The organism is Stenotrophomonas sp. PI_27 (assembly GCF_027854495.1).
Lineage (GTDB): Bacteria > Pseudomonadota > Gammaproteobacteria > Xanthomonadales > Xanthomonadaceae > Stenotrophomonas > Stenotrophomonas pavanii.
Genome location: NZ_JAJNOF010000002.1, coordinates 370,563 through 396,424, shown reverse-complemented (window position 1 = coordinate 396,424; position 25,862 = coordinate 370,563). Strand labels below are relative to the sequence as shown.

26 protein-coding genes are annotated in these 25,862 nt (G+C 66.3%); 17 read left to right on the top strand and 9 right to left on the bottom strand.

The window, feature by feature from the left end:
• The first annotated feature begins 7 nt into the window (after window positions 1-7).
• Complete coding sequence (locus LRM18_RS04025; protein ID WP_270951381.1) at window positions 8-322, top strand: hypothetical protein; 315 nt, start codon at window positions 8-10, stop codon at window positions 320-322.
• 49 nt (window positions 323-371) lie between these two features.
• Here LRM18_RS04025 and LRM18_RS04020 read toward each other — a convergent pair whose 3' ends face one another.
• From LRM18_RS04020 to LRM18_RS04000, 5 genes are all read right to left on the bottom strand, one after another.
• Window positions 372-719, bottom strand: coding sequence for an RcnB family protein (locus LRM18_RS04020; RefSeq protein ID WP_019659905.1), 348 nt, complete (start codon window positions 717-719; stop codon window positions 372-374).
• Window positions 720-852: 133 nt separating this feature from the next.
• Window positions 853-2,289: an efflux transporter outer membrane subunit gene (locus tag LRM18_RS04015; protein WP_270951378.1), complete on the bottom strand. Its 1,437-nt coding sequence runs from the start codon at window positions 2,287-2,289 to the stop codon at window positions 853-855.
• The gene (locus tag LRM18_RS04010; RefSeq protein WP_270951375.1) at window positions 2,286-3,170 is read right to left on the bottom strand and encodes a biotin/lipoyl-binding protein; all 885 of its coding nucleotides are present in this window, start codon (window positions 3,168-3,170) and stop codon (window positions 2,286-2,288) included. Before LRM18_RS04010 ends, LRM18_RS04015 begins: the two co-directional genes overlap by 4 nt.
• A 1-nt stretch (window position 3,171) precedes the next feature.
• Window positions 3,172-3,381 (bottom strand): DUF1656 domain-containing protein, encoded by a 210-nt coding sequence (locus LRM18_RS04005; RefSeq protein ID WP_270951373.1) that lies wholly within the window; start codon window positions 3,379-3,381, stop codon window positions 3,172-3,174.
• A gap of 4 nt (window positions 3,382-3,385) precedes the next feature.
• Window positions 3,386-5,347, bottom strand: a complete 1,962-nt coding sequence (locus tag LRM18_RS04000; protein ID WP_270951371.1) for an FUSC family protein — start codon at window positions 5,345-5,347, stop codon at window positions 3,386-3,388.
• 79 nt (window positions 5,348-5,426) lie between these two features.
• Here LRM18_RS04000 and LRM18_RS03995 point away from each other — a divergent pair, with 79 nt between their 5' ends.
• On the top strand, window positions 5,427-6,221 hold the full coding sequence (locus tag LRM18_RS03995; protein WP_272576347.1) for a helix-turn-helix transcriptional regulator: 795 nt from the start codon (window positions 5,427-5,429) through the stop codon (window positions 6,219-6,221).
• Between the two features lie 34 nt (window positions 6,222-6,255).
• Here LRM18_RS03995 and LRM18_RS03990 read toward each other — a convergent pair whose 3' ends face one another.
• Window positions 6,256-7,077 (bottom strand): alpha/beta hydrolase, encoded by an 822-nt coding sequence (locus LRM18_RS03990; protein ID WP_206631892.1) that lies wholly within the window; start codon window positions 7,075-7,077, stop codon window positions 6,256-6,258.
• A gap of 355 nt (window positions 7,078-7,432) precedes the next feature.
• Between LRM18_RS03990 and LRM18_RS03985 the strand changes: the two genes are divergently transcribed.
• From LRM18_RS03985 to LRM18_RS03970, 4 genes are all read left to right on the top strand, one after another.
• Window positions 7,433-12,124, top strand: coding sequence for an RHS repeat-associated core domain-containing protein (locus LRM18_RS03985; RefSeq protein ID WP_270951445.1), 4,692 nt, complete (start codon window positions 7,433-7,435; stop codon window positions 12,122-12,124).
• A 12-nt stretch (window positions 12,125-12,136) separates the two neighbouring features.
• The gene (locus LRM18_RS03980) at window positions 12,137-12,460 is read left to right on the top strand and encodes a hypothetical protein (RefSeq protein WP_130767970.1); all 324 of its coding nucleotides are present in this window, start codon (window positions 12,137-12,139) and stop codon (window positions 12,458-12,460) included.
• A gap of 952 nt (window positions 12,461-13,412) precedes the next feature.
• Entirely contained in the window at window positions 13,413-13,799 is a 387-nt protein-coding gene (locus LRM18_RS03975; RefSeq protein WP_270951364.1) for a hypothetical protein, read from the top strand.
• 244 nt (window positions 13,800-14,043) lie between these two features.
• Window positions 14,044-14,430 carry a hypothetical protein gene (locus LRM18_RS03970; protein ID WP_074725434.1) on the top strand — a complete coding sequence of 129 codons (387 nt, stop codon included), beginning with the start codon at window positions 14,044-14,046 and terminating at the stop codon, window positions 14,428-14,430.
• A gap of 19 nt (window positions 14,431-14,449) precedes the next feature.
• Here LRM18_RS03970 and LRM18_RS03965 read toward each other — a convergent pair whose 3' ends face one another.
• Window positions 14,450-14,824: a hypothetical protein gene (locus tag LRM18_RS03965; protein ID WP_270951361.1), complete on the bottom strand. Its 375-nt coding sequence runs from the start codon at window positions 14,822-14,824 to the stop codon at window positions 14,450-14,452.
• A gap of 566 nt (window positions 14,825-15,390) precedes the next feature.
• On the opposite strand from LRM18_RS03965, the gene moaA reads away from it, so the two are divergent.
• The 11 genes from moaA to LRM18_RS03910 all read left to right on the top strand — a co-directional run bounded on the left by moaA (window position 15,391) and on the right by LRM18_RS03910 (window position 23,361).
• A complete protein-coding gene (gene moaA / locus LRM18_RS03960; RefSeq protein ID WP_057493281.1) occupies window positions 15,391-16,371 on the top strand; it encodes a GTP 3',8-cyclase MoaA in 981 nt (326 codons plus the stop codon).
• Between the two features lie 8 nt (window positions 16,372-16,379).
• The gene (gene moaCB, locus LRM18_RS03955; RefSeq protein WP_270951358.1) at window positions 16,380-17,375 is read left to right on the top strand and encodes a bifunctional molybdenum cofactor biosynthesis protein MoaC/MoaB; all 996 of its coding nucleotides are present in this window, start codon (window positions 16,380-16,382) and stop codon (window positions 17,373-17,375) included.
• Window positions 17,375-18,628, top strand: a complete 1,254-nt coding sequence (gene glp / locus LRM18_RS03950) for a gephyrin-like molybdotransferase Glp (RefSeq protein WP_270951356.1) — start codon at window positions 17,375-17,377, stop codon at window positions 18,626-18,628. Before moaCB ends, glp begins: the two co-directional genes overlap by 1 nt.
• A complete protein-coding gene (locus LRM18_RS03945; protein WP_005413671.1) occupies window positions 18,628-18,888 on the top strand; it encodes a MoaD/ThiS family protein in 261 nt (86 codons plus the stop codon). The genes glp and LRM18_RS03945 overlap by 1 nt, the downstream gene beginning before the upstream one ends.
• A 3-nt stretch (window positions 18,889-18,891) precedes the next feature.
• Complete coding sequence (locus tag LRM18_RS03940) at window positions 18,892-19,392, top strand: molybdenum cofactor biosynthesis protein MoaE (RefSeq protein WP_270951349.1); 501 nt, start codon at window positions 18,892-18,894, stop codon at window positions 19,390-19,392.
• A 105-nt stretch (window positions 19,393-19,497) separates the two neighbouring features.
• Window positions 19,498-20,046, top strand: coding sequence for a molybdenum cofactor guanylyltransferase (locus LRM18_RS03935; RefSeq protein WP_270951347.1), 549 nt, complete (start codon window positions 19,498-19,500; stop codon window positions 20,044-20,046).
• Window positions 20,043-20,408: a hypothetical protein gene (locus tag LRM18_RS03930; RefSeq protein ID WP_064238682.1), complete on the top strand. Its 366-nt coding sequence runs from the start codon at window positions 20,043-20,045 to the stop codon at window positions 20,406-20,408. The genes LRM18_RS03935 and LRM18_RS03930 overlap by 4 nt, the downstream gene beginning before the upstream one ends.
• 68 nt (window positions 20,409-20,476) lie before the next feature.
• Entirely contained in the window at window positions 20,477-21,253 is a 777-nt protein-coding gene (locus tag LRM18_RS03925; RefSeq protein WP_074725304.1) for a helix-turn-helix domain-containing protein, read from the top strand.
• Between the two features lie 19 nt (window positions 21,254-21,272).
• Window positions 21,273-22,016: a molybdate ABC transporter substrate-binding protein gene (gene modA, locus LRM18_RS03920; RefSeq protein ID WP_270951343.1), complete on the top strand. Its 744-nt coding sequence runs from the start codon at window positions 21,273-21,275 to the stop codon at window positions 22,014-22,016.
• Window positions 22,017-22,019: 3 nt separating this feature from the next.
• Window positions 22,020-22,703, top strand: coding sequence for a molybdate ABC transporter permease subunit (modB, locus tag LRM18_RS03915; RefSeq protein WP_270951341.1), 684 nt, complete (start codon window positions 22,020-22,022; stop codon window positions 22,701-22,703).
• A complete protein-coding gene (locus LRM18_RS03910; protein ID WP_270951339.1) occupies window positions 22,693-23,361 on the top strand; it encodes an ATP-binding cassette domain-containing protein in 669 nt (222 codons plus the stop codon). The genes modB and LRM18_RS03910 overlap by 11 nt, the downstream gene beginning before the upstream one ends.
• Window positions 23,362-23,694: 333 nt before the next feature.
• On the opposite strand, the gene LRM18_RS03905 is transcribed toward LRM18_RS03910, so the two are convergent.
• Together LRM18_RS03905 and LRM18_RS03900 are read right to left on the bottom strand one after the other, a co-directional pair.
• Window positions 23,695-25,224, bottom strand: coding sequence for a sulfite reductase flavoprotein subunit alpha (locus tag LRM18_RS03905; protein WP_270951337.1), 1,530 nt, complete (start codon window positions 25,222-25,224; stop codon window positions 23,695-23,697).
• Entirely contained in the window at window positions 25,221-25,649 is a 429-nt protein-coding gene (locus LRM18_RS03900) for a PAS domain-containing protein (protein ID WP_049469642.1), read from the bottom strand. Before LRM18_RS03900 ends, LRM18_RS03905 begins: the two co-directional genes overlap by 4 nt.
• Window positions 25,650-25,862: the final 213 nt, after the last annotated feature.

The following is a 25,862-nucleotide window of genomic DNA, read 5'->3' as shown; positions in this document are numbered from 1 at the left end:
CGAGCGCATGCGTATCCATCGACCTTTCATCTTCATCGCAAGCCTGGCCCTGATGGCGTGGTGCGGGCTGATGGGCGTACTGGTGCTCACCCATGGCTTCAACGAGCACGGCCTGCGCTGCGGCAGGCTGTGCTCACTGGAGACCTCCATCCGCCTGCTCTTTGGTGATCGGGGATTCGAAATACTGGTGGCGATGGGGCTATTTGCCACAGCGCTGATGTGCGGGTATATCGCGCTGCGGGAGGGCCTGCATGGCGGGCCGCGGAGGCGGGCGGGGCGCCGTGGGCGCAGACACCGCCGACCGGGGCGGCCCCGGTCGTAAGGTGTCTGCACCGAGGCAGATCGCCCCGCGTGGGACGTTGCAGGTCGCTTCAACGATGCAGGGCGTCGACAATCAAGCCGGTGGCGATCTCCACCAACAGGTACTCGTTGTCGGACTGGCGCACCCAGCGCCGGTCGCGGCCCGGCTCGCGCAGGTGATAGCGGGCGTAATCGTCTACCCAGTAGCGGCGGTCCACTTCGGCCCAGGGCAGGCGCTCGCCACGACGCCAGGCCTTCTTCTGCCAACCCGGCGGCGGCGCATCGCGGTGGTGCGGGCCGCCTGCATGCGGCGGCGGGCCGTTGCCGCGGGCATGGTGCGGCGGATCGGCGAAGGCGGGCGCTACGGCGAGTGCTGCGGCCGAGCCCACGGCAATGGCAAGAAGACGTATGGATGTCATCGGGATGCCTCCGTCATGGCCGCGATATGCGGCGCTGTGAGCGCGAATATAGGGCAGGCTGTGTGAATGAATACGGGTGTGGACAGGGCTTTCATGAACAGATCGGGGAGCGGCTGCGGCTGCGAAGACGATCTCAGCGGGCCGCACCAACGGCGACGGCCCCTCCAGCCCAACCGCCACCCAGTGACAGGAACACATCCATCTGACGGTCGACCCGCTGCGCGCGCGAGGCGGCCAGTGCGGACTCCGCATCTGCCAGCGCGGCCTGGGCCGAAAGCACGTCGAGGAAATCGATCCTGCCGTAACGGTACAGTTGCTGTGCCTGCCCGGCGGCCCGCTCGGCATCCCCACGCGCCTGCGCCAGGCTGCGCTCGCGTTCAAGCTCCTGCGTGCAGGCAGAAAGCGCGGTCTCGGTCTGGCGCAGGGCCTGCAGCACCACGCCGTCGAAAGAAGCAAGAGTGGCCTCTGCATTGGCGCCGGCCGCCGCGATGCGGGCCTCGGCCACGCGGCGGTTGGGCCAGTGCCATGAGAGCAGTGGCCCGACGCTCACCCCGGAACCGTCGGCCGAAAGCAGCTGACGCCGCGTGCCCGCTGTACCCAGGGAACCGCCCAAGGTGACCCGCGGATAAAGGTCTGCGGTCTCTACGCCGATCATCGCCGTGGCCGCCGCAAGGCCGCGCTCGGCGGCACGTATGTCGGGGCGCCGCTGGAGCAGCTGCCAGCCGTCACCGACCGGCAGCGCCTGCTCCAGCTCAGGGGGCTGGGGGCAGGCTTCCGCCTCCCTGGGATAGTCTGCCGGGACCCTGCCCATCAGTGCGGCCAGCTCGAACAGTGCGGCCTGGCGCTCCGCCAGCAGGTGCGGTACCGCCGCCGCGCTGCGGTTGACCGCGGCGCCGGCACGGCTGACATCGAAGTCCGTTCCACGCCCGCCTGCAGCCAGGCGACGGGTTGCCTCCAGCGTGGCGTGCTGTATCGCCAGCACCTGTCGGGTTGCAGTGAGCGTGTGATTGCGGGTGCACACCTGGAGATAGGCCCGGGTGACGGCCGCAGCGACGACCACGCGGACCTGGTCCCGTGCCGCAGCGACGACCTCCGCGTCCGCGTTGGCGGCTTCGATGCCGCGTCGGATGCCACCTGCAAGATCCAGTGGATAGGAGAGGTGAAGGCCCAGCACATACGACTGCGGCGCGGCCGACGCCTGGGTGTAGCCACCGGCATGGGTGAGCGTGCCCGATGCATCCACGTCGGTTTGCACGGCCCCGCGCGCGCGGTACTCCAGCACGGTAGCGCTGGCGCGCCGAAGGTTGGCCTCGGCGGCGCGCAGGTCGGTATTGGCTGCCAGTGCTTCGCCTACATAGGCGTCAAGCTGCGGGTCGCCATACAGCTGCCACCACCGATCCGGAGGCACGTCGCGGCTGAACGATGCGTCCTGGCCCGAGATGAACGGCCGCGCCGCCTGGGGAGAGGCCGCGACGGCATTCGCAGGCAGGTGATAGTCGGGGCCGGAGACGCAGGCCGTCATCGGCAGCAGGAGGGCAAGCAGCCCACCACGCACTGTTCGCACGCTCACTTGCAGGCTCCCTGTGCCGAGGGTGTGATGGTGACAGTCGCGGTGCGACCCACGATCAGGCGGGTATCCGCCGGCGTATCGTCGATACGGATGCGTACCGGGATGCGCTGGGCCAGCCTGACCCAGGTATAGGTCGGTGCCACGGCAGGCAGCAGGTTGTGCGTGCTCGAGCGCTGATCGTCGGCAATGCCGGCGGCGATGGTCTCCACGTGTCCGCGGACATCGCGGGCGTCGCCCATCAGCCGCGCCACGGCGGCATCGCCCTCGGTGATGCAGCCCAGTTTGGTTTCCTCGAAGTAGCCCTCGATACGCAGGCTGCCGGTGTCGATCAGCGCCAGCGCCTGCGCGCCCGGTTGCAGGTAGTCGCCGGCATGCAGGTCCAGGTTGGTGACGATGCCATCGGTACTCGCGCGCACCTCGGTGCGTTGCACGTTGAGCTGGGCAACGCGCTGCTCGGCCCGTGCCTGCGCCAGGGCGGCCAGCTCGGTATCGACCTTGGCCGCATTGCGTTCGCGTGTTTCCGAGGCGACCAGGTTGCCCAGTGCGTTGTCCCGCGTCGATTCTCGGCGGGCCAGCGCCAGCGTGGCGCGTGCGCTGCTGACCGCTGCGTCGGCCTTCTCAAGTGCGGCAGCGAAGCGCGGTTGATCCAGCACCAGTAGCAGTTGTCCGGCGCTGACCCGCTGGTTGTCGTGCACCCGCACCTGGGTCACCAGCCCCCCCATGTCTGATGCAACGCGCACCACATCGGCGCGCACCCGCCCGTCCCGCGTCCACGGGCGCATTTCGTAACGACTCCAGAGCGAAAGCGCGGCGACGGCAGCAAGTGCGCACACGCCCAGTGTGGCGCTCCAGCGCCCGATGACAGCAAGCAGGTGTTTCATTTCATCTCTCGAGCAGGGGCGCGAGCCGGATCATCAGCTCCGCCAGGATCACGAACAGGGACAGGCCCACCAGAGGCCGCGCGGCGAACCACCGGTACAGGCCGAGGCTGGCGAGCAGACGTGAGGTCAGCACCGACAGCACCAGCGCGGCCACCGCCACGGCGAGCAGTGCTGGAATGAGCACCCCATCAATGGAAAGATCAGGAAGCATGAGGTCAGTGCCGATGGGTGAGCGCGGGTACCAGCAGGTCGCGGCGCAGGCTGCAGAGCAGATGCAACAGGTGATCCCGATCAGCCCCGCTGCGGGCCGTCGCGGCCTCGTGCATGCGGTCCAGCAGTTCCAGAAGATGGATGTCGACACTGCGTGCCGAGTGGGCGCGTACCCTGAAATGTGCAGCGATGCGTTCGACCAGTGCCGCATGAAGCGCCCGGACCTGCGGGTTGTCCTGGCACTTGTCCAGTGCGCGGAGTTGGTTGGATGCACGTGCCGCGCGCACGTCCGCAAACAATGCCCGCAGGTCGTCTGCGGCACTGGAACCGCCCCGCAACCGGGGAGCGAGCTGCCCGATTCGATCCAGCATGCGGCTGAGCCAGGCCCGGGCCACGCCGCCTTGTCCGGCGGCGTGTCGTGCGATGTCCCGACGGATCGAACGCTCCAGCCGAGCGCGGTTGCGGCCCGCATCGGCGGTCTGGAACAACTGCATGCTGCACAATGCCACCGTCGTACCGATGAACAACGCAACGCTGTTGTTGAGTGCGCCGACGACGTTGACCGTATTGGTCGCACCCAGGCCGGCGATGAGCGGAAACGTCAGCACCACGCCCAAGGCGGCCATGATGAAGGGTGGTCGGGCCAGGAACGATCCGCACAGCAGCAGCACCGGCGCGAGCGCGGCAATCAGGCCGGTGATATCGGACAACGCGGGGAAGATCAGCAGACCGTAGAGCAGGCCGACGGCAACGCCGATCGACGACCCCACCAGATAGTGCATGAGATGCGGCGCAGGCGCTTCGATCGTGCCGAACAGCACGCACGCCGTGCCGATGATGGACACCGCCGTGGCGCCCTCCGACCAGCCGGTAACGATCCACAGCACGCAGCTCAGCAGGATGCCGACGAACGCGCCCAGCGCGCTGCGCAGGGCAAGCCGATGATCCCGGTGAAGTACCGCACCCTGCGCATGTCGCGCAAGGCGGGCAGGTACATGCCGGCGCCAGTCGGGGCGGGCAGCGCTTAGTTGTGCATGCAGCACGCGGCAGTCGGCGTGGGCGAGGTCGAGCTCGGCCTGTTGCGCGGCGAGGCCGGTCTGCATCAGCTCGCGCCAGCCAGGCGAATCCATGGCGCTGGCCTGTGATGAGCGCAGCCGTGCGAGGGAATCTTCCACCGCGCTGGACAGCATCAGTACGTCCAGCATCCGGTCATGCAGGGCACGCAGGATCTGCACCTGGGCCACGCCGTGGGCGCTGTCGAAGGGCAGGTGGATCGACAGCACATGCAGTTCGAGCAGGTCGGCCGCCACTTTCGAGCGGTCCGTCGCCAGCGCCGTGTCCGATGCGCCGGCGCGCATGTCGCGTGTCCATCGTTCCGCGTCATCCAGCACGGCAGCAACCCGCGCGTGCACGCGCATCGAGACCCGGCGCGGCAGCACCAGCCCATGTACCAGCGTAGCCGCCAGGATGCCGATGGCGATTTCCTGCACCCGCGTGATGGCGATGGTGAACACGTCTCCCGGCACCATCACCGCAGGAAACCCGATCAGGCTGGTGGTATAGCCGGCCAGCAGGAACGCGTACGCACGTGGCGTGCGGTCGAGCATCGCCAGGTACAGGCACAGCGCCATCCAGGTCGCAAGCGCGGCGCTCAGCACCAGGGGTGCATTGGCGAAACGTGGCACCAGCACGACGGTGGCGACGGCCCCGCCCACGGTACCGAGCAGGCGGAACAGGCCGCGGCTGAGTGTTGCCCCGGACAGCGGTTGCGACACCAGATAGACCGTCCCGATCACCCAGAACGGGCGATTCAGGCCGATCCTTAGAGAGACATACAGCCCCAGCGACGCGGCGAGCAGGCATTTGAGCGAGAACAGCACCGCCTCCTGGTCGGTCCTGAGGGCAGGGCTTTTCAACCAGGCGAATGCCTGGAACACGTGGGGACGGGCAGGGGTGGGGGCGTGCATGCGGCTCATGCTAGTGATCGGCCGCACTGGAGAATTTCGCTACAATGACAATTAATCGCTAAAACCGGTCAATGTGAGAATGGCTCGCATTTCGCTCCCCGGCTTTGACCTGGACCCGGACGAGACCGATCGCCCGGCGGTTGCCAGCCGCCTGCAGGTGGCCGAGCACGACGCGGAAATTCCGGTGCATGAGCATCGAAAGGGCCAGCTCATTCTTGCGCTGCATGGGGCGGTGACCTGCGAAGTGGCCAACGCGCTGTGGATCGTGCCGCCCCAGTGTGGCGTCTGGATTCCGGGCGGCATGCCGCACAGCAACCGCGCCACCGCCAACGCGCGCCTGTGCTACCTGTTCGTCGAGCCCGGCATCGTCGACCTGCCAGCGCAGTGCGTGACACTGGCGATCTCCCCGATGCTGCGCGAGATGATCCTGCACCTGGCCGACGCGCCGCTGGACTATCCGCATGGCAGCCACACCGACCGGTTGGCGCGGGTGCTGCTGGACGAACTGGTGCAGATGCCGGCCGAGCATCTGTCGCTGCCGGTCAGCCATCACCCGAAGGTGCGGGCGTTGGCGGCGGCGCTGTCGGCGGATCCGGCAGACCGCAGCACCATCGGCCAGTGGGCCATGCGCCTGGCCCTGGGCGAGCGCACGTTGACCCGGCTCGTTGAGCGAGAAACGGGATTGTCCTTCGGGCGCTGGCGGCAGCAGCTGCACCTGCTCATCGCTATTCGGGAACTTGCCGCGGGCGCATCGGTACAACGCGTTTCCGAGACGCTGGGCTATGAGTCGGTGACGGCCTTCATCACCATGTTCAAGAAGGCGCTTGGCCTTTCCCCGACGCGCTATTTTGCGGTGCGCCTGCGGGAGCAGTAGCCGGGACAACCCGGAAGGCCGTTGCCTGGAACGGCTACTTCAAGGTGCCGGAGACCGATTGAATCGCGGCCACCACCGCAGCAGGATCCTCGCGCTGGAGGGTGTGCCCGGTCGCCAGGTAGCGATGCGTGCCGCGCGTGAACCCCGAGAAGAGCAGGGCGTGCTGTGCCTTCCAGAGCGCCTTGCCCCCTGCGGTTTCCTCGAAGAACAGCGGCTCGGCAGCCAGCCGCGTTGCAGTCAGCAGCGCCACCGGCACGTCCGGCATCGTGCGCGGGGTTTCCGCACCGGGTGCATCCAGTTGTTCGGTCAGCACGGCGTAGTCGGCGGCCATGGCTGGCGGCAGCATCGCCCGCAGCCGGGCATCATCTGCCTGCACGCGGGCACTGTCGGCCTGCTTGAACGCATGGCGCTGCCCCATCGTGGCCGGGTCCACCAGCACCAGGCCCTGCAGGCACTCCGGATGGCGGCGTGCAAACTCCGTGGCCAGCAGGCCGCCATAGGAGTGACCCACCAGCACAACGCGGCGACCGGGTGCGAGCGTATCGATCACTGCCGTGAGGTCGGCCAGATGCGCATCGATGCGCTTGGGGTGGCCGTCGCTGCCGGACTTGCCAAGTCCTGCACGGGCGTAGGTGATGCTGTGGTAGTCGCGCCCCAGACCGGCAACCACCTCCTTCCAGGCGCCCGCGCCCTGCCCGAAACCGGATTCGAAGACCACGGTGATCGGGCCTGTCCCGGTCTCTTCGGCCTGCAGCGCGTAGGCACCGCGATCCACTTGGATTTCCCCTGCGTGGGCGGTGCCCGCCGCGGCCATCACCGCGGCCAGCGCCCACAACGTCACTCGGCTGCTTTTCATTGCCATTCCCCTGGGCCGTGACGCGTGCCGGCCCTTCCGATGGGTCAGGTCTGCAGCGGAGTGCCACAGCCTGCCGACCTCGCGCCAGGTCGTACTGGTAATGTAGTGAGGTATAACACCAATTCCCCGTGCAGGAAGTCATGGGACGGGGCGTAGTCCGCTGGATGGCGTTGGATGCTTGAATCTGTGATCGGTTACGCGACTCCGCACTTGAATGTGCAAGCGTCCTCAACGATAAAGGCGGCATGTGGCACTGCCGCATTCCGGACCAGGGACGATCCGAAGCATGACGCGGGGCACAGCTCCGCGTTCTCGTTCCCGCCGGCGCTGTGTTCGTCCAGGAAGGAGAACAGGGATGTTGGAACGACTGAAGACCATTTCGTGTGCCGTGCTGGCGATCGTTGCCGTTGGCTGCTTCGCCCCCGCAGTGGCACAGGCGCAGGAAAGCAAGATCACCTGGCGCATTTCACAGCCCGGCGGCAATTCGACGCAGTACAAGACCCAGCAGCAGGCGGTGCAGGCGATCAAGAGCCTGCCCGCACCCAGTCCATTCCCGCCGGAGTTCCAGTTCGGCTGGCAGTCTGTCGACAAGATCAAGTCGAAAGTTGTGGACTTGAACGGCAATACGTCGATCACCTACTGGATGGGGAAGTCGCAGCCCTCCGACCCGGACTGGTCCTACATCGGGCGTGACATATTCCCGACGGAAGAGGCGATGGTGGCCGATCTTCTTGCGGACCAACAAGCCAGCAATCCCATGTGCCCCGGGGCGGCGGTCACTCCTTCTGGCGACTGGTTTGCAGCTTCGCCCGATCAGGAAGGTGTCATCGAGTCGCGCTACTACGATCTGACTTCCATGGCTGGCAACAACACGGCTGAATCACCCTGCACGCCGTACACCGGAACGGTGGCGGTCGCGCGTACCCGGCGCTTGAACTGCCCGATTCCCCTCACACAGTGGTCCAACAAGCACAACGCCTGCGTCAGCGAAGAATTCGTTGCGACCATCACCTCGAAGTCGCAGAAATGCGACAAGGACGGCGGCAACGGTAGCTGCCCCATGTCCCGCAACGATACAGCGGTGAACATGAGTCCGATTCCCGACAAGGACCCGGCCTCCAACGGCGGTACCTGCGACGGTAATGTCGGCAACCCATGTGATGTTAAAACGGGCGAGAAGTACGAGATCGCGCCGGACTTCGATCTGGGCTGGATCGCGCTGACGCGCTTCTATCACTCCGGCATCTCGACCTCATCCGGTGGCTTCGGTTATGGCTGGACCCATTCGCTGGGCGCCCATCTGGCACTGGATGGCGTTGACAGTGTGGGCATCATTGAAAGTACTGGTTTCCAGCGAGCATTCAAGAAGGTCGGCCAAGCCTATGAGGCGGACGACGATAGTGGCGATCGTCTGGTCCAGAACGGCAACTGGACACTGTACTCGGAGGGCTCCCTCTCGACCTTCGGCGCGGACGGGCGTCTGGCCGCCAAGCGCTTCCCGGATGGCACGTCGCTGACCTATATCTACGACGACAGCGACCGCCTTGCGGCGGTCATCCACAGCAGTGGCCGCACACTGGAGTTCGTTTACCAGTCCGACGACTATGAGGCGCTGATCAGTTCGGTGCTGGTCGAAGGCATTGCGCTCGCCGCCTATACCTACACGCCGCAGAACCAGGTCGCCACGGTGACCTATGCGGGTGGCGATGTGCGCACGTATCACTACGAGAACCAGGCTTTCCCCCAGCACCTGACGGGTATCACCGCCGAGGACGGTCGCCGCTACAGCACCTTTACCTACGATTCCATCGGTCGTGTGATCTCCAGTCAGCATGCCGGCGGTGCCGATGGCGTGACACTGACCTACAGCCCCAATGGCGGTGCGGTGGTGACCGACGCGCTGGGGCGGCAGACCGACTACACCCTGACACCCGGCGGCGATAGCGCTCCGTCGCGCAAGGTGACCGGCCTGACGGATTCGCAGGGAACGGTCAGCCGAACCTACTACGACCAGAGTGTCGACTTCCGCCGGCGTCTGGATACCTACACCGATCGCCGTGGCATCCAGACCAAGCACACCTATGCGCAGGGTACCGATCCGGTAAGCGGTCGTGCCGTCAGCATCCATACCGTGACCGAAGCGGTCGGCTTGCCCGAGCAGCGTGTGGTGACCACGGCGCGCGACGTTGAAACCAATGCGGTACTGACCACCCGGATCGGCAATCGTGAAACCCGAACGTCCTTCAATGGCCGGCGCCAGCCGACAACCAACACGGTGACCGACATCGCTTCCGGTCAGACGCGCATCACCAGCTACACGTACTGCGAAGCCGCTGATGTGGCAGCGGCAGGCAGCTGCCCGGTGGAGGGGCTGCTGAAGAGTGTGGATGGCCCGCGCACGGATGTGGCCGATGTCGTTACTTATGCCTATTACTCGGATGATGCAGGGTGCGCGACCGGAGGTGCCTGCACCTATCGCAAGGGCGACCTGCGCAGCGTGACCAATGCGCTGGGCCAGACGGTCGAGACTCTGGCCTACGACGCGTTCGGGCGGCCGTTGTCGGTCAAGGATGCCAACGGCGTGGTCACCGACTACACCTACCATGCCCGCGGCTGGCCAACCTCGGTCACCGTGCGTGGCGCGACCACGGCCGAGAATCGGGTCACCCAGATCAGCTACTGGCCGACCGGCCAGGTGCAACAGGTCACCGAGCCTGACGGCGGCAGCGTTACCTATGTCTACGACGCCGCCCAGCGGCTGACGGATATCGCCGACAACGCCGGCAACACCATTCACTACACGCTGGACAACGCCGGCAACCGCCTCAAGGAAGACACTCTGGATACTGGCGGCACCCTGCGTCGCACCCTGGCACGGACGTTCAACACGCTCGGCCAGCTGACCGCACTGAAGGACGCGAGCAATCACGCCACCGGCTTTGCCTACGATGCGAACGGCAACCCGCAGACCGTGACCGACGCCCTGCAGCGCGTGACCAGCCAGCAGTACGATCCGCTCAACCGACTGGCGCAGACCCTGCAGGATGTCGGCGGCGTGGCGGCGGAGATCCGCAGCCAGTACAACGCGCTGGACCAGGTCACCCAGGTCACCGACCCGAAGGGCCTGCACACCACCTACGCCTACAACGGGTTCGGTGACCTGACCGGGCAGGTCAGCCCGGACAGTGGCGCCAGCAGCTTCACCGTGGACGCAGCCGGCAACCGCAAGACGGCCACCGATGCGCGCGGCATCACCGCCACCTATCACTACGATGCGCTCAACCGCCTGATCGGCATCGCCTACCCGGATCCCAATCTGGACGTGGGCTACAGCTATGACGTGGCGCCAGCGGTCTGTGCCGCCGACGAACGCTTTGCCAAGGGACGCCTGGGGCAGGTGCTGCATGCCAATGGCAGCACCCAGTACTGCCATGACCGTTTCGGCCAGGTCACCCGCAAGGTGCAGACCGTCAATGGTGTCGCCAGCACACTGCGCTATGCCTACAGCAAATCGGGTCGCCTGAGCGCGTTGACCTACCCAGACGGGAGCGTGGCCGACTACGTGCGCGATACCCAAGGGCGCATCAGCCAGATCGGTCTGACCCGCCCCGGCCAGGCGCGCCAGATCGTGGTGAACAACGTGACCTATGCGGCCTTCGGCCCGGCGACCGGCTGGACCTACGGCAACGGCCGCCAGCTGCAGCGTCCGCTGGATCTGGATCACCGCCCGCAGGCGGTGCATGACCCGGCCGCCGGTGGCCTGTCGCTGGGCTATGGCTACGATCCCGTCGGTTCGATCACCGAGCTGAAGAACGGCACAGGCTCAACGGTGCTGGCCAAGTATGCCTATGACGCGCTGGGTCGCCTGACCCAGACCCAGGACGGCACGACCGGCACCCCGATCGAAACCTATGCCTACGACGCCACCGGCAATCGCACCGCGCTGACCACCTCGGCAGGCACCGCCAGCTACACCTATCCCGCAACCAGCCACCGGCTGACCGCAGTGGATGGCGAAGCGCGCAACCATGACGCTGTGGGCAACACCACCCGCATCGGCAGCAAGACCTTCACCTACAACGATGCCAACCGCATGAACGCGGTGAAGCAGGGCAATGCCGTGTTGGAAAGCTACGGCTACAACCACCGGGGCGAGCGCGTGCTGCGTACTCCGGCTGGTGGCGCTGCTCAGATCACCCTGTATGACGAGGCGGGGCAATGGCTGGGCAACTACTCGGCCACGGGCCAGGCGCAGCAGCAGGCCATCTGGCTGGAGAATTATCCGGTGGCGCTGATCAACGTGCCGAGTACCGGCGTGCCAGAACTGGCCTACGTCCAACCAGATCACCTGGGCACCCCGCGCGTGGTGATCGACCCGGCGCGCGATGTCGCGATCTGGGAGTGGAGCAACAAGAGCGAAGTGTTCGGCAACCAGATTCCAAGTGCTGACCCGGACGGCGATGGTGTGGCGTTCGAGCTGGCACTGCGCTTCCCGGGCCAGCAGGCGACGGATGCGAGTGGGTTGTTCTACAACTACCAGCGCGAGTACGACCCGGCGGTGGGGCGGTACTCGCAGAGTGATCCAATCGGGCTGGAAGGTGGAGTAAACACCTATGCCTATGTTGGATCCATGCCGATTGCCCTAAATGATCCGCATGGGCTTCAGGCAACCTTCGCCGATTGCGTTTCGGAGAGGCGATGGGACTGGGGCAAGCTTGGCGCTAGCGGGCCGGAGAGTACGTCGACAACTGGTGAAGTCGCATCCGGCGCACAGGTGGCAAATGCTGCTGCCAATTCTGCAGTTGGAAGCACTGGCTCGGGCATCAGCGCTGCTCCTCATGCCACGACGTGGCAGCATGCTGCGGGTTCCCAAGCCGGGCAGGCGATGCAGCGGGCGGCAAACGGACGCCGATTCGGTCCAGTTCAAGCGTCGTGGAGTTCGGCAGGAAGACTTTTGGGGCGCGTGGCTGTGGTGACGACTGTATGGGAGGGGTTCTGGGATATCGGCTCCATGGTCTATTGTGGCTGCAGCGCAGGCGGTGGATAGAGGCGAATGGAAATGAAAGACAAACTGAGAGAAAGAGAGGCGCTGTCGCCAACTGGCTTCTATGACCGATACTATGCGGAGAGTGGCCTGGACCAGGAAACCGTAGTGGAGCTGCTGGAGCATGTTGCAGGCGAGCTTCGTTTGCCCTCCGGGAAGCTCCGTCCTGGAGATCGATTTTCGAAGGAACTGTCGCCCGGTGAAGCTCATGGTTGGGACTCGGGGTATGGGGTGTTGATATTCGAGCTTCAATCGCTCGCAAAAAAACGTGGTATTGCAGTCGATCGCCGGGTGGATTCGCTCGACGACTACATTCGTATCATGGCGGGTCTCTATTGATCAGGTTGATGCGTCCCTGACCGGCTATCGGCGTGAGATGTCGCAGTGCGTACTGAGGATTCGGGGATGCCAAGGGTGGGGTGTGTCGCCGCTGTCGTTGCCGGCCTGGTTCTGGCCGGCTGTGCAACATTGGGTGGCGATATGATCGTGCGCGTCTCGGGAAGCGTGCCGCCAGGTCAGGGTGACGTTCGCGCTCTCAATTGTGAGCTGAGCATGCTTGGGGAGGGCGAAGGTGTAGTTTCGTCGAAACCGGTTGGAAGCACATTCTCGGTCCCCATGATGGTCGTTGCAGGGCCGGAACCCAGAAGCTACCAATTCGCCGTCGAATGCAGGGATGGTCGGAGGTTCGCATCCAAGCCGGTGCAGATCAGTAGTCGGCGGTCCTATGCCCGGGATCTCAATCTTGGGGAGCTTCAGGAGCGGTGACCGGCGAGCGTCGTCGCGCATCCCAGATGCTCTGATGGGGAATCTAGTCCATGAGATTCATTTACGTGTTGCTCTTCATCCTTCTCACGGGTGCGGCGCTATTTTCATTTCGCAAACTCCAACGAGGTGAGCTGGGTGAGAAGCCGGTTTATGCCGCTTTGCAAAGGGCAGAGCTGGAGTATAGACGCCAGCCGGTTGGCGACCTGATCTATGAAGAAGGGGGCGGGCATCTGCTCGCCGGGTTCTCTATAGACGCGCAAGCGAGGGTTTGGGTTGCGTTGGACACAACGAGGGACAATGGGGATCTGTTTGTCGTCCCTATGCACGGGGAACAGAGAATCTCTTGTCAACTCGTCGATCACCTGGTGTCGGCCAATGTTGGATCAGCACAGGCTAGGCACGCGTTGAAGGCGTCTTGCGTGAAGTAGGGCGTTGCGAGGCTGAAGAAATTCCCCGTACACGCCGCAGCAATGATGACGGCGGTGATTCGGTCGTTCTGTTGTATGGGTTTGGGGGATTCCAGTAGATGAAGGATTTCAACGCGCTCGAATGGTGTGACGCCACGTTGCTGGCCATCAACATTGATAGAAGCAGTCCTGGCGAGTCCGACGAGGTAAAGGTCCGGGTGCGCTGGCCGGATGGCCGGCAGGCAGTCGTTTGCTTCCCGGAAGCCTACGGGTGCTCCGCGCTCATGAACTTCGGCGTACTGGGGGAGGAGGGAATAGAGTTCGCCAGGGTCGACGATGACGAGCCGGGACTCGCTGATCTCCTTGATCGTTGGAAGGCCGTCGGCTATCCGTTGTCCGGCCTGAAGTGTTTCCGTATCGAGACCACCTCGACCGGAAGCGTCATTCTCATCTACGCCAGAACATGGCGGATCGAGCATATGCCGATGGTGGATGCAGTGCCCTGAAGGACATTCCGTGCCCAGATTCCTCACCCCCGACAAGGTCTCCCTCATCCGGGGGAAGGCGCCTGAGAAGACCGAGAGGAGATATCCTTGGGGTCATGATTTTTGGCCCTGCGGCGACGTTGGCCGCCACACTCTGCAAATTGGGGCCTTGATGATGGTGAGGATCCTGACAGCACTACTTCTGATTGGAGTCGGACTTGGATTCTCTGGCGGCGCATGGGCTGTAGGAAAGCGGCCCTTCAAGATGATCCAGTTCTGCGTGCATGACCAAGAGGGCGTGAATCGGTTCAAGCAGACCCTCAGCTCTATCGCCAAGGACGAAGGAATGCAGTTCTTCGATGGCAGCGCTGAATTGGATCGCCAGCTTGCCAGGGCAAAGGTGGACGTGAAACGCCCTGTCGTCTACATCGGAGTGAAGCGGGAAGATGGCTCGGGACTGGAGGCGGGGAACCTCGGATTGGATCGCTTCGAGATAGCTATTGGCTTCTCTGAAGGGAAGATGCCCGCCGAGGCATGGTCATTCTCTTTCCGCGTCGAACGCGCTTTGGCAGATCGCTGGAATGTACACGCGGTTCCCCCGAACAAGGGGGCTGCGCCGACGGCGTGTCGGGCGGGAGGCGATCCTCGCTGAAGGGCGTTGCGCTTGGCATTCACCCTTCGGGCTGCAACCGCCCCACCGCCTGCGCGCACAGCGACTGGCAAGCCATGACCAACCCCTCCATCACCCGGTCGCCCACGTACTCTTCCGGTTCCCCGTTCTGACGGGTGCGTTCGGCCGCTAACAGCATTTCCAGCACCACCCGCAATCCATTCAACGCGCAATCGGCGTCGGCCAGGGCCAGGCAGCGGCCGGGCAGTTGATGCCGCTCCGGCCAGGGTTGTCCGTCGGCCGCCGCACCGGAGCCGATGCGGTGGAGATTGGCAATGAAGGTGTTCCTGTCCACTGTTGGCGCAGCCTGTGGCGAACCGTCGTCGTGGGCGGTACCGCGGTAGGCGTGCAGATGCGGGAAGTCCGATTCGTTCATGGCAAGGCTCCGTGCAGGGCAATCGGTAGCCGCCACCCATAAAAGTGGCGGACGGTACGTGGTTCGAACACCGGGTTGATGTCAGTCCGGCGGGCCCGAAGGCCCCCACGCACCGCCCGCCATAGCCGGCAGACGGATTGCCAGCCGGCGCCACGCTAAGGTGGCGCCGGCTGGCAAGCGCATACATCAACATCAACTCGGGTGTTCGAAGCCCGGCCACCCTTTTCCGGTGGCACGCCATCTGAGCCCCTGGCGCTGTGCAATGCCAATCAGAAGAGTTGCAAACATCACTCGATTGGAGACGCTTTTGACATTGTCCTACGCTGTTAAGCCCCGCCAGTGCTGGCTGGCGTAGTGATCCGTCCGCAACGTGCAATCTGCGACAGGGGTCGAGGTTGTCACGGCGAACGGGCCGGGCGGGGAGGGCCTATCACGACAGGCGGTGCCAATTCAGGCTGCGTGGCTCACGGGTTGACGCTTTCAACGCCCCAGCGCACTCTGCGGGTTGGGGACGACAACCCGTTCAGGGGCAGGGCTGCAGGGTGGTACCAGGAGGCGGAACAGCCATGAGCCAACTCACCGACAGCTTCGGACGTAGCTTTCCGTACCTGCGCTTGTCGCTCACCGAAGCCTGCAACTTCCGGTGCAGCTACTGCCTGCCCGACGGTTACCAGGCCGATGGCCACCCGCGCTTCCTGCAGGTGGATGAAATCGCGCGCCTGGTGCGGGCCTTTGCCGCGCTGGGCATGAGCAAGATCCGCCTGACCGGTGGCGAGCCCAGCCTGCGCAAGGATCTGGACGAGATCATCGCCACGGTGGCGGCGGTGCCGGGCATCCGCAAGGTGGCCATCACCACCAATGGCACGCTGCTGCCGAGGCGCCTGCCGGGCTGGCACCGGGCCGGCCTGACCGCGCTGAACGTCAGCATGGACAGCCTGCAACGCGAGCGTTTCCACACCATCACCGGGCACGACCGCCTGCCGGAGATCCAGCAGGGCCTGGCGCTGGCGCAGGCGTTGGGCCTGCCGGCGATCAAGCTCAACGCGGTGCTGCTGCGTGGCCTGAACGACGACGAGCTCCCGCAGTGGATGGAGTACCTGCGCGATCGCCCCTTCAGCGTGCGCTTCATCGAGCTGATGCGCACCGGCGACAACGAAGCCTATTTCCAGCGCCACCACCTGCGCGCCGACCTGATGATCGAGCAGCTGCTGGCCGCGGGCTGGCACGAGCGGCCGCGCGCGGCCGATGCCGGCCCGGCGCGCGAGTTCGGCCACCCCGACCATCGCGGCAGCATCGGCATCATTGCCCCGTATTCGCGTGACTTCTGCAAGGGCTGCAACCGCCTGCGGGTGACCGCCAGGGGCGACCTGCGGCTGTGCCTGTTCGGCGAGTTCGGCGTGCCGCTGCGCCCGCTGCTGCAGCGCGACGATGACCACGACGCGCTGCTGGCACGCATCACCACCCAGCTTGGCCTGAAAGCGGCCGGGCATGGACTGCACCAGGGCCAGACCGGGCTCACCCCGCACCTGGCCTCCATCGGAGGATGAGCAACACGATGAGTGGGGAATTGAACGCGGCCTTCCACATGGCCGATGTGCGCAACAAGCGCATCAGCCGCCGCCGTGCGGTGGCGGTGGGCGAGCTTCATGCCGGCCCGGTGGCGTATCCGCTGATCGTCGAGCGCCGCCTGCCCAAGGGCGATGCGCTGGTGATGGCCGAGATTGCCGGCCTGCAGGGCGCGAAGATGGCCTCGATGCTGATGCCGCTGTGCCACCCGCTGCCGCTGGAACTGGTGCAGGTGTTCTGCGCGCCTGTGCCGGAACGGCAGGCGATCCGCGTGTGGTGCGAGTGCGCCAGCGAGGCGCGCACCGGCGTGGAGATGGAGGCACTGGCCGGCGTCAACGCGGCGCTGCTGACCCTGTACGACCTGAGCAAGCCGGTGGAGCCGGCCCTGCGCATCGAAGGCATCCGCCTGCTGTTCAAGGAAGGCGGCAAGCGCGGGGTCTGGCTGCACCCGGAAGGCATGGACGAGGCCGAGCTCGCGCGTTTCAAGCCGCGTGCGCCGAAGGGCCTGGAGGGCGCCGCCTGCGCGGTGATCACGCTGAGTGATCGCGCCAGCGAGGGCACCTATGAGGATGTATCCGGCCCGACCCTGGTGGCCGGGCTGAAGAAGCTGGGGGGCGAGGTGGTGGCCGCCGAGGTGCTGCCCGATGGCATCGAGCCGTTGGCGGGCCGCCTGCAGGCCTTGGCCGCCGAGGGCGTGCGCCTGTGCCTGTGCACCGGCGGTACCGGGCTGGGCCCGCGCGACCTGACCCCGGAGGCGCTGCGTTCCTTGAACGCGCGGCCGGTGCATGGCCTGGCGCAGATGGTGCGGGCCCTGAGTGCGCAGCACACGCCGATGGCCTGGCTGAGCCGCGCCGAGGTGGTGCAGCTGGGCAACATGCTGATGTTCGCGCTGCCCGGCAGCCCGAAGGCGGCGGCGCAGTGCCTGGACATCCTGGCGCCGGTGCTGGGCCACGCCCTGGCGATGGTCGAGGGGGATGGCCACTGATGATTGCCTACAGCGAGGCCTTGCAGCACCTGCTGGACGCGGCCACGCCGCTGCCGGCCGAACGCCTGCCGCTGCACCAGGCCGCGGGCCGCACGCTGGCCCGTGACATCCACAGCGCGCAGTCGTTGCCGCCGTTCGACAATTCGGCGATGGACGGCTTCGCGCTGCGCGCCAACGGCACGGCGTTCGAGACCGGTACCGAATTTGCCGTGCAGGGTTGGCAGGCGGCCGGCGATGCCGGTGCCGACGGCGGCGAGGGTGCCTGGGAAATCATGACCGGTGCGCGCATGCCGGTCGGGCTGGATACGGTGGTACCGGTCGAGAATGTGGAGATCCTCGCCAGCGAAGAAGGACGCCCGACCCGCATTGCCCTGAAGGGCACGGTGAAGCCAGGCCAGAACGTGCGCCTGCGCGGCGAGGACGTTAGCGACGGCGAGCGCGTGCTGCAGGCCGGGCAGGTGCTGGACATCAATGCGCGCACCCTGCTGCATGCGATCGGCGTGGGCGAGGTGGCGGTGGTGGCGCGGCCAAAGGCGGCGGTGATCGCCACCGGCAAGGAACTGGTGACCGAGGCGGCGCAGGCGCTGGAATCCGGCCAGATCCGTGACAGCAACCGGCCGTATTTGGTCGGTCGCCTGCAGGCCGCCGGTGCTGAGGTGGTCTGGCAGGGCACGGTGGGCGACGAGGTGACCGCCTTCAATGCGGTGCTGGATGCAGCGCTGGACGCGGGTGCGCAGCTGTTGATCAGCACCGGCGCGGTGTCGGCCGGCCGCTACGATTTCATTCCCGACGCGCTGCGCGGCCGGGGTGCGCGCATCGTGTTCCACAAGGTGGCGATCCGTCCCGGCAAGCCGTTGCTGTTCGCGGTGCTGCCCAATGGCGCGCTGTATTTCGGCCTGCCGGGCAACCCGGTGTCGGCTGCGGTCGGCCAGCGTTTCTTCGTGGAACCGGTGCTGCGCCGCCTGCTGGGGCTGGCACCGGAGCCGGTGCTGACGTTGCCGCTGCAGGCCGACGTGCGCACGCCGCCGGGCCTGCGCTTCCATGCACGGGCGCGGGTGGAAGTGGACGCGCAGGGCCGCCTGAGTGCCCGCGTGCTGGCTGGGCAGGAGTCGTTCCGTTTGATGTCCATGCTGCAGGCCAACGCCTGGGCGGTGCTGGAAGGCGAGGGCGGCGTGGTCGCTGCCGGCACGCCGGTGCGCGTGCAGGGCTGGGGTCATCAGGACCCGGTGCAGCTGGCGAGCCAGGAGCCATGATGAGACAGGTGAATCTGCAGTTGTTCGGTGCGTTTTCCGATCTGGATGCCAGCCGCGAGATCGCGGTGGAGGTGGCCGGTGGCACCGTGGCCGATCTGCGCCAGGCGCTGCGCGAGCTGCTGCCGCTGCGTTGGCCGGGTTTCCGTGCCGGCCTGCTGGATTATTCGGCGTTCGCCGACCAGCAACGCGTGCTGCGCGACCACGAGGCGCTGCCCGACGATGGTCGTGTGGCGATCCTGCCGCCGGTGAGCGGGGGCTGAGCGATGAGCGAGACGATCATCGCGAAGGTGGTGGACCGCGCGCAGGCGGCGATCGATCCGGCCGAGGGCATCGCGGCGGTTTCCGATCCGGGCTTCGGCGGCATCGATGTGTTCATCGGCAAGGTGCGCGACGTCAATGTGGGCCGGCGGGTGACCGGGATCACCTACGATCTGTTTGAACCGCTGGTGCTGAACGAATTCAAGCGCCTGGCCGCCGAGGTCGAAGCCACGTTCGGGCCGAAGCTGAAGCTGTATGTGGCCCATGCCAAGGGCCGGCTCGGCATCGGCGATGTGGCGGTGGTGGTGGCCGCCGGCAGCCCGCACCGTGACGAAGCGTTCCGCGCCTGCCGGCAGTTGATCGAAGTGGTGAAGCACCAGTGCCCGATCTGGAAGCAGGAGCACTACGAGGACGGCGACAGCGCGTGGAGCGAGGGTTGCAGCCTGTGCCATGCGGACAGCGAAGCTTCGCAGTCCCACGACCACACCCATGACCACGGGCATTGACCGCGCCCTTCGGGGGGGCGTCGGGTCCAGTGGATCCACGCCATGCGTGGATGAGGCTTTCCCGATGAATCCGGCCGGCGCAGCCACGCATGGCGTGGCTCTACCATGAATGGCACCATCAACGGCATCGTGCTGGCCGGTGGTCTGTCCAGCCGGATGGGCCGCGACAAGGCGCTGCTGCCCTGGCACGGCCGCACAGTGCTGGAACACATGCGGGGCCTGTTGTTGCAGGCGGGCGCCGGGCGGGCGTGGGTGAGCGGTGACTACCCGGCGTTTGGCGGAATTCCGGACCGGGTCGCACGCTGCGGCCCGCTGGGCGGCCTCTACAGTGTGGCGATGCAGATGCCCGATGGCCCCGCCTGGGTGGTGCCGGTCGATACGCCGCGGGTGACGCCCACGCTGTTGCAACGGCTGCAGGCCGATCAAGGGCGTGCCTGCACGGTATTCGACGACGAGCCGTTGCCGATGCGGTTGCAGATCGATGATCATTGCCGCCGCGTGCTGCAGGAGCTGATTGAGGATCCGACGGCGCGTCGTTCACTGCGCGCCCTGCAGCAACGCCTGGGCGTGACCCGGCTGCCATTGGCACCCGAGGATCGGGCGTTGCTGCTCAACTGCAATACGCCATCAGAGTGGGAGTCCATCACAGCATGAAGGTCCAGCTGCAACAGCAATCGATGCGCCTGCGCGTGGATGAGGAAGAACTGGCACGATTGCTGGCAGGTGAGTCGGTCGAGAACCTGACCCGCTTTGGTGGCAGCGGTGGCTGGGGCGCAGCTCTGTCGCTGCATGCCGGCGATCAGGCGGTGCTGCTCGATGGCGGGACATTCTGCCGGTTGGTGCTGCCACGCGAAGCGGTTCAAGCACTAGCGGAGAGGCTGCCCTGCCGCGATGGCCTGGGCTTCGGTATTGCGTTGGATGACGACAGCATGCTGCAGCTGCAGTTCGACGTGGACGTGCGCGACAGCATGCGGCAGCGTGGCCCGCAGCGGCGTTCCGAACCCGCGCCAGAGTAGGCGCAGGTTGCGCAGGGCGGGGCGGCCCGCTGTCGTATGATGAGGGCCTTCGTTCTTGCGTTGCTGCAATGCCCCATACGCCGCCCTCTGCTGCATTTTCCCGGCCAGTCACGCCGAACCCGGCAGCCGCCGATGACGGAGACGCGCTGCACTTCTGCAGTACCTGCGCCTTTTCCGATGCCTGCATGTCGCAGGGCTACGACAAGGCCGCGTTGGGTGAACTGCATGTGCTGGTCGATCACGTGGGTCCGTTCCAGGCCGGTGACTACCTGTTCCGTGCCGGCGATCCGTTCGATTCGATCGCGGCGGTCCGCGCGGGCATGGTCAAGACCTTTGTCGATGACAGCCAGGGCAACGAGCAGGTGCTGGGTTTCAGCCTGCCGGGCGAGGTGATCGGGCTCAATGCCATCCACGGAGCGCGCTTCCCGTGCAATGCCGTGGCGCTGGACACCGTCTACCTGTGCCGGATCTCGTTTCCGCGATTGAGCCTGCTGGCCACGCGCATGCCGGGGCTTCAGGCGCGGCTGTTCAGCCTGCTCAGCGCCGAGATCGGCAAGGTCGCCACGCTGGCGGCCAACCATCGCACCGAGGAGCGCATGGCGGCGTTCCTGCTGGATCTTTCACAGCGCTACGCCCGGCGGGGCTTCTCGGCCACGCGTTTCAACCTGAGCATGGCCCGCACCGAGATCGCCAACTACCTGCGGATGGCGCCGGAGACGGTGAGCCGGGTACTGCGCCGCTTGAGCGACGACGGTGTGATTGCAGTGAACCAACGTGAGATGCTGTTGCTGGACCCGGATCGGCTGGCGGCGCTGGCCGCGGTGCGGGAATCCGGACTGGACTGATCAGGCAGGGGGACTGGGCATGAAGCGAGCGGGAGTGTTGTGGCTGGGGTTGCTGGCCGCTGTGCCGGCCTGGGCGGCGGACCTGACGGTGTCGGCGGCTTCGAGCCTGACCGAGAGCTTCCGCGAACTGGGTGCGGCCTATGAGAAGACGCACCCGGGGACCAAGGTCGATTTCAACTTCGCCGCCTCTGGCGTGTTGCTGCAGCAGATCAGCCGCGGTGCACCGGTGGATGTGTTTGCGTCGGCCGACGAGACCACGATGGACCAGGCCCAGCAGCAGAACCTGCTGGCGGCCGGCACCCGCGCGGTGTTCGCGGTGAATGCGCTGTGGGTGGTGGTGCCTCCGCAGGCCAAGGCGCCGCCGCGAACACTGAAGGATCTGGCCGGCGCCGGCGTGCAGCGCATCGCACTGGGCAACCCGGACAGCGTGCCGGTGGGCCGCTATGCCAAGGGCGCGCTGGACGCGGCAGGGCTGTGGCCGTCAGTGCGGGGCAAGGCCATCACCACCCAGAACGTGCGCCAGTCGCTGGATTACGTGGCGCGCGGTGAAGTGGATGCGGGCTTCGTCTATGCCACCGACGCGCAGGCGATGCCCGACCGTGTGCGCCGCGCGTTCGTGGTGCCGGTGTCCGGGCGCATCGCCTATCCGCTGGCGGTGACCAGCGCCAGTACGCAGCCGGTAGAGGCCAGGCGCTTCGCTGCCTTCGTGCGTTCGCCGCAGGGCCAGGCGATCCTGGCCAGGCACGGGTTCGGCACCCCCTGAGGCATGGATCTGGACTGGACCGCGCTGGGGTTGTCGCTGAAGGTGGCCGGCTGGGCCACCGCGATCAATCTGGTGCTGGGCGTGGCGCTGGGTGCGCTGTTGGCGCGTCGGCGTTTTCCCGGCCGTGAACTGCTGGATTCGGTGCTGACCTTGCCGATGGTGCTGCCGCCGACGGTGCTGGGGTACTACCTGCTGGTGCTGATCGGCCGCAACGGCCCGATCGGCGCCTGGCTGCAATTGTGGTTCGGCATCAACCTGGTGTTCACCTGGCAGGCCGCAGTGATCGCGGCGGCGGTGGCCTCGTTTCCGTTGGTGTTCAAGCCGGCCCGCGCCGCGTTCGAGAATGTGGACGGGCAGCTGGAGCAGGCCGCGCGCACGCTTGGCGTGTCCGAAGCCGCGGTGTTCTTCCGTGTCACGCTGCCGCTGGCGTGGCGCGGCATTCTTGCCGGCCTGCTGCTGGCCTTCGCACGCGCGATGGGCGAATTCGGCGCGACGCTGATGGTGGCCGGCAGCATTCCCGGCCGGACGCAGACGCTGTCGATCGCCATCTACGAGGCGGTGCAGGCCGGGCAGGATGGGAAGGCCAATGCGCTGGTGATCCTGACCTCGGCGGTGTGCATCGTGATCCTGTTGCTGGCCGCGCGGCTGGTGGGCGGGCGTCGCCGGGAGCTGCGCGATGTGGCTTGACCTGCGCGTGCAGCGCCGCCTGCAGGCTGCAGGCCAGGCATTCGTGCTGGACGTCGCGCTGCAGTGCACGCAACGGCAGGTGGTGCTGGCCGGGCCGTCGGGCGCGGGCAAGAGCCTGACCCTGAAGGCGGTGGCCGGGTTGCTGCGGCCAGGACAGGGGCATGTACGCCTGCAAGGCCAGGCCGTGTTCGATGCGGCCACTGGCGTGGACGTGCCGCCGCAGCACCGTCGGCTGGGGTATGTGTTCCAGGACTATGCGCTGTTCCCGCACCTGAGCGTGCGCCAGAACGTGGCGTTCGGGCTGGAGAAGGGCTGGTTGAATCCGCGCGTGGGCCAGCGCTTCGATGCTGTGGAGCACTGGTTGCAGGCATTCCGCATCGACACGGTGGGGGATCTGCTGCCGTCGCAGGTATCGGGTGGCCAACGTCAGCGTACCGCCCTGGCGCGGGCTTTGGTGACGCAGCCGCAGGCGCTGCTGCTGGACGAGCCGTTCTCCGCGCTGGACCATGACCTGCGCCAGCACCTGCGCCTGGAACTGGAGACGGTGCTGGACAAGACCGGTATTCCGCTGCTGTTGATCAGCCACGACCCGCAGGACGTGGCGATGTTCGGCCAGCAGGTGGCGCGCATGGTGGACGGCCGTATCATCAGCGGTTGACCCGTGATGGACGCACCGGCGATGTTGGGTCACATCTGATGGTAGTGCCGGCCGCTGGCCGGCAACCCTGGAATCCGGAGCAGCCGGCCAGCGGCCGGCTCTACCGTGATGCACAGGCGATGATTGGCTGCATATTCTGGTAGTGCCGGCCGCTGGCCGGCAACCCTGGAATCCGGAGCAGCCGGCCAGCGGCCGGCTCTACCGTGATGCACAGGCGATGATTGGCTACATATTCTGGTAGTGCCGGCCGCTGGCCGGCAACCAAGGCATGCTGAGCAGCCGGCCAGCGGCCGGCTCTACCGGTTCAAGGTCCGTGCAGTCCAGTGGTACGGATCAATACAGCTCGCAGTGCGTGCGGCCTACATTGCGCAGCGCGTCCCATTGGCCTGCACCGGCGACGGCATCGATGGCCTCGCGTACCGCGCCTTCCAGGTGGCGCTTGTTGCCGCACAGGTACACATGCCCACCGCGGGCCAGCACATCACGCACCTCGCTGGCACGCTGCTGCAGTACATGCTGCACATAGACCTTGTCGGCGCCATCGCGCGAGAACGCGGTGTGCAGGCCGGCCAGCACGCCGCGCGTGTGCCAGTCCTGCAGCTGGTCGCGGTACAGGTAGTCGTGCTGGCGGTGCTTCTCGCCGAACACCAGGTGCACTTCGCGCTCGCAGGCACTGGCCCGCAGCTCCTGCAGCAGGCCCATCAAGGGGGCGATGCCGGTGCCGGTGCCGACCAGCAGCAACGGCGCGTGCCCGGTATCGGGCAGGTGGAAGCCGGGGTTGGAACGGCAGTACACACGGGCGAGGCCGCCGCCGTGCAGCAGGCTGCCGGTGGCAGTGCCGAAGCGCTCGCGGCCGCGCAGGGGGTAGCGCACTTCGCGCACGCACAGGCTCAGCTGGTCGTCGCACGGGTGCGAGGCGATTGAATAGGCACGCGGCAGCCGCGGTGACAGCAGTTCACGCAGCCGGGGCAGCGGCACGCTGTCCGGGGTGGCGTGGTCCTGCAGCACGTCCAGCAGGTCCAGGCCGTGCAGGTAGGCGTCCAGCTCGCGCTTCTGGCTGACCTTCAGCAGGCCCTTCAGCGTTTCGCTGCCACCGAGCCGGGCCAGCTCGCGCAGCACGCTCTTGCTCAGCAGGCGCAGCTCGCGGTCGCGCAGGGCGGCCACGGCCGTGGTATCGCCGTACCAGCGGGCCACTGCGTGCAGCAGGGTTGGGTCGTTCTCCGGCACCACGTGCAGGGTGTCGCCCGCGCGATAGGCCATGCCACTGCCGGCAATGTCCAGCTGAAGGTGCCACGCGGCCGGGTCGCTGCTGTTCAAGCGGCGGCGCTCGAGGATGCGCGCGGCAAAGGCGTTGTCTTCACCATAGGCGGTGACCTGCAGGTGCAGGTCCTGGCCAGCGCTGAGGTCGCCATCCAGCACCTGGCCGAGCACCGGCTGCCATTGCTGGAAAAACGGCTCGTAGCCGAGGTCGGCATCCACGCGGCGCAACAGCGGCTGCGCCTGGCGCTCGCTCAGCGCGGCATCCAACGCCTTGGTGAAGCCGCAGAAGCTCGGGTAGCCGGTGTCACCGAGGCCAAACACCGCGTAGCGCAGGCCGCTCAAGGTCGGGGTCCGGCGCAGGGTTTCGAAGAACCGCTCGCCATTGGCCGGCGGTTCGCCATCACCGAACGAGCTGGAAATCGCCAGCAGCACGTCGCCGTGGCCGAGACTGGCCACGTCGATGTCGTTGAACGGGAGTACCTGCGGCGCGTGCGGCTGCAGGCCTGCGCCCAGGCGCTGGGCCAGGGCGCGGGCATTGCCCGACTCGGACGCGTAACCCACCAGCAGGCGGCTGAAGGGCATGCTTGTCGGCAGGGCGTTCACGCGGCCTCGTAGAAGTCGTCGAACTTTTCCTTGCTGAACTCGACCAGGTCGTAGTTCTGCATCAGGTCGTTCACCACGCGGCGGATGCTGATGTAGGCGGTGATGTTGCCCTCGGCGTCGAACAGCGGCTGCACGGTGGTATCGACCACATAGAGCACGCCGCCCTTGCCCAGGTTGGGCACGATGCCGGTCCAGGTGCCGCCGGCCTTGATGGTGTCCCACATGTCCTTGTAGACGGCCTTGGGTACGTCTGGATGGCGCACGATGCTGTGCGGCTGGCCGATCAGTTCCTCGCGGGCAAAGCCGGTGAGGGTGCAGAACAGGTCATTGGCGTAGGTGATGTTGCCCTGCAGGTCGGTGGTGGAGATCACCATGACGTTCTGCAGCGCATTCAGGAGCTGGGCGTTGTCGGGGGAGTAGCTCATCGCAGGATCCTTGTAGGGGCCGGCAGTGCCGGCGTGTTCGGGTCCTGCATAGAGATACGCCCGCGCGGCGGCCGGTGTTTTGACATTGGTCAAGCGCGTGGCGTGATGGGCTGCGACCGGGTGTCGCAGGGAGAATCCCTGCAAAGCCGAGCCCATTTCGGCTCGAGCGGCAACAGGACTGCCCGCAGCCGAACGTGCGCCCGGCGCTACAGG

Bases quoted from the DNA above. Each gene is read 5' to 3' on its own strand.
- LRM18_RS04025 (WP_270951381.1), top strand. From the start codon at position 8: ATGCGTATCCATCGACCTTTCATCTTCATCGCAAGCCTGGCCCTGATG.
- LRM18_RS04020 (WP_019659905.1), bottom strand. From the start codon at position 719: ATGACATCCATACGTCTTCTTGCCATTGCCGTGGGCTCGGCCGCAGCA.
- LRM18_RS04010 (WP_270951375.1), bottom strand. From the start codon at position 3,170: ATGAAACACCTGCTTGCTGTCATCGGGCGCTGGAGCGCCACACTGGGC.
- LRM18_RS04005 (WP_270951373.1), bottom strand. From the start codon at position 3,381: ATGCTTCCTGATCTTTCCATTGATGGGGTGCTCATTCCAGCACTGCTC.
- LRM18_RS04000 (WP_270951371.1), bottom strand. From the start codon at position 5,347: ATGCACGCCCCCACCCCTGCCCGTCCCCACGTGTTCCAGGCATTCGCC.
- LRM18_RS03995 (WP_272576347.1), top strand. From the start codon at position 5,427: ATGGCTCGCATTTCGCTCCCCGGCTTTGACCTGGACCCGGACGAGACC.
- LRM18_RS03990 (WP_206631892.1), bottom strand. From the start codon at position 7,077: ATGAAAAGCAGCCGAGTGACGTTGTGGGCGCTGGCCGCGGTGATGGCC.
- LRM18_RS03985 (WP_270951445.1), top strand. From the start codon at position 7,433: ATGTTGGAACGACTGAAGACCATTTCGTGTGCCGTGCTGGCGATCGTT.
- LRM18_RS03980 (WP_130767970.1), top strand. From the start codon at position 12,137: ATGAAAGACAAACTGAGAGAAAGAGAGGCGCTGTCGCCAACTGGCTTC.
- LRM18_RS03975 (WP_270951364.1), top strand. From the start codon at position 13,413: ATGAAGGATTTCAACGCGCTCGAATGGTGTGACGCCACGTTGCTGGCC.
- LRM18_RS03970 (WP_074725434.1), top strand. From the start codon at position 14,044: ATGATCCAGTTCTGCGTGCATGACCAAGAGGGCGTGAATCGGTTCAAG.
- LRM18_RS03965 (WP_270951361.1), bottom strand. From the start codon at position 14,824: ATGAACGAATCGGACTTCCCGCATCTGCACGCCTACCGCGGTACCGCC.
- moaA (WP_057493281.1), top strand. From the start codon at position 15,391: ATGAGCCAACTCACCGACAGCTTCGGACGTAGCTTTCCGTACCTGCGC.
- moaCB (WP_270951358.1), top strand. From the start codon at position 16,380: ATGAGTGGGGAATTGAACGCGGCCTTCCACATGGCCGATGTGCGCAAC.
- glp (WP_270951356.1), top strand. From the start codon at position 17,375: ATGATTGCCTACAGCGAGGCCTTGCAGCACCTGCTGGACGCGGCCACG.
- LRM18_RS03945 (WP_005413671.1), top strand. From the start codon at position 18,628: ATGAGACAGGTGAATCTGCAGTTGTTCGGTGCGTTTTCCGATCTGGAT.
- LRM18_RS03940 (WP_270951349.1), top strand. From the start codon at position 18,892: ATGAGCGAGACGATCATCGCGAAGGTGGTGGACCGCGCGCAGGCGGCG.
- LRM18_RS03935 (WP_270951347.1), top strand. From the start codon at position 19,498: ATGAATGGCACCATCAACGGCATCGTGCTGGCCGGTGGTCTGTCCAGC.
- LRM18_RS03930 (WP_064238682.1), top strand. From the start codon at position 20,043: ATGAAGGTCCAGCTGCAACAGCAATCGATGCGCCTGCGCGTGGATGAG.
- LRM18_RS03925 (WP_074725304.1), top strand. From the start codon at position 20,477: ATGCCCCATACGCCGCCCTCTGCTGCATTTTCCCGGCCAGTCACGCCG.
- modA (WP_270951343.1), top strand. From the start codon at position 21,273: ATGAAGCGAGCGGGAGTGTTGTGGCTGGGGTTGCTGGCCGCTGTGCCG.
- modB (WP_270951341.1), top strand. From the start codon at position 22,020: ATGGATCTGGACTGGACCGCGCTGGGGTTGTCGCTGAAGGTGGCCGGC.
- LRM18_RS03910 (WP_270951339.1), top strand. From the start codon at position 22,693: ATGTGGCTTGACCTGCGCGTGCAGCGCCGCCTGCAGGCTGCAGGCCAG.
- LRM18_RS03900 (WP_049469642.1), bottom strand. From the start codon at position 25,649: ATGAGCTACTCCCCCGACAACGCCCAGCTCCTGAATGCGCTGCAGAAC.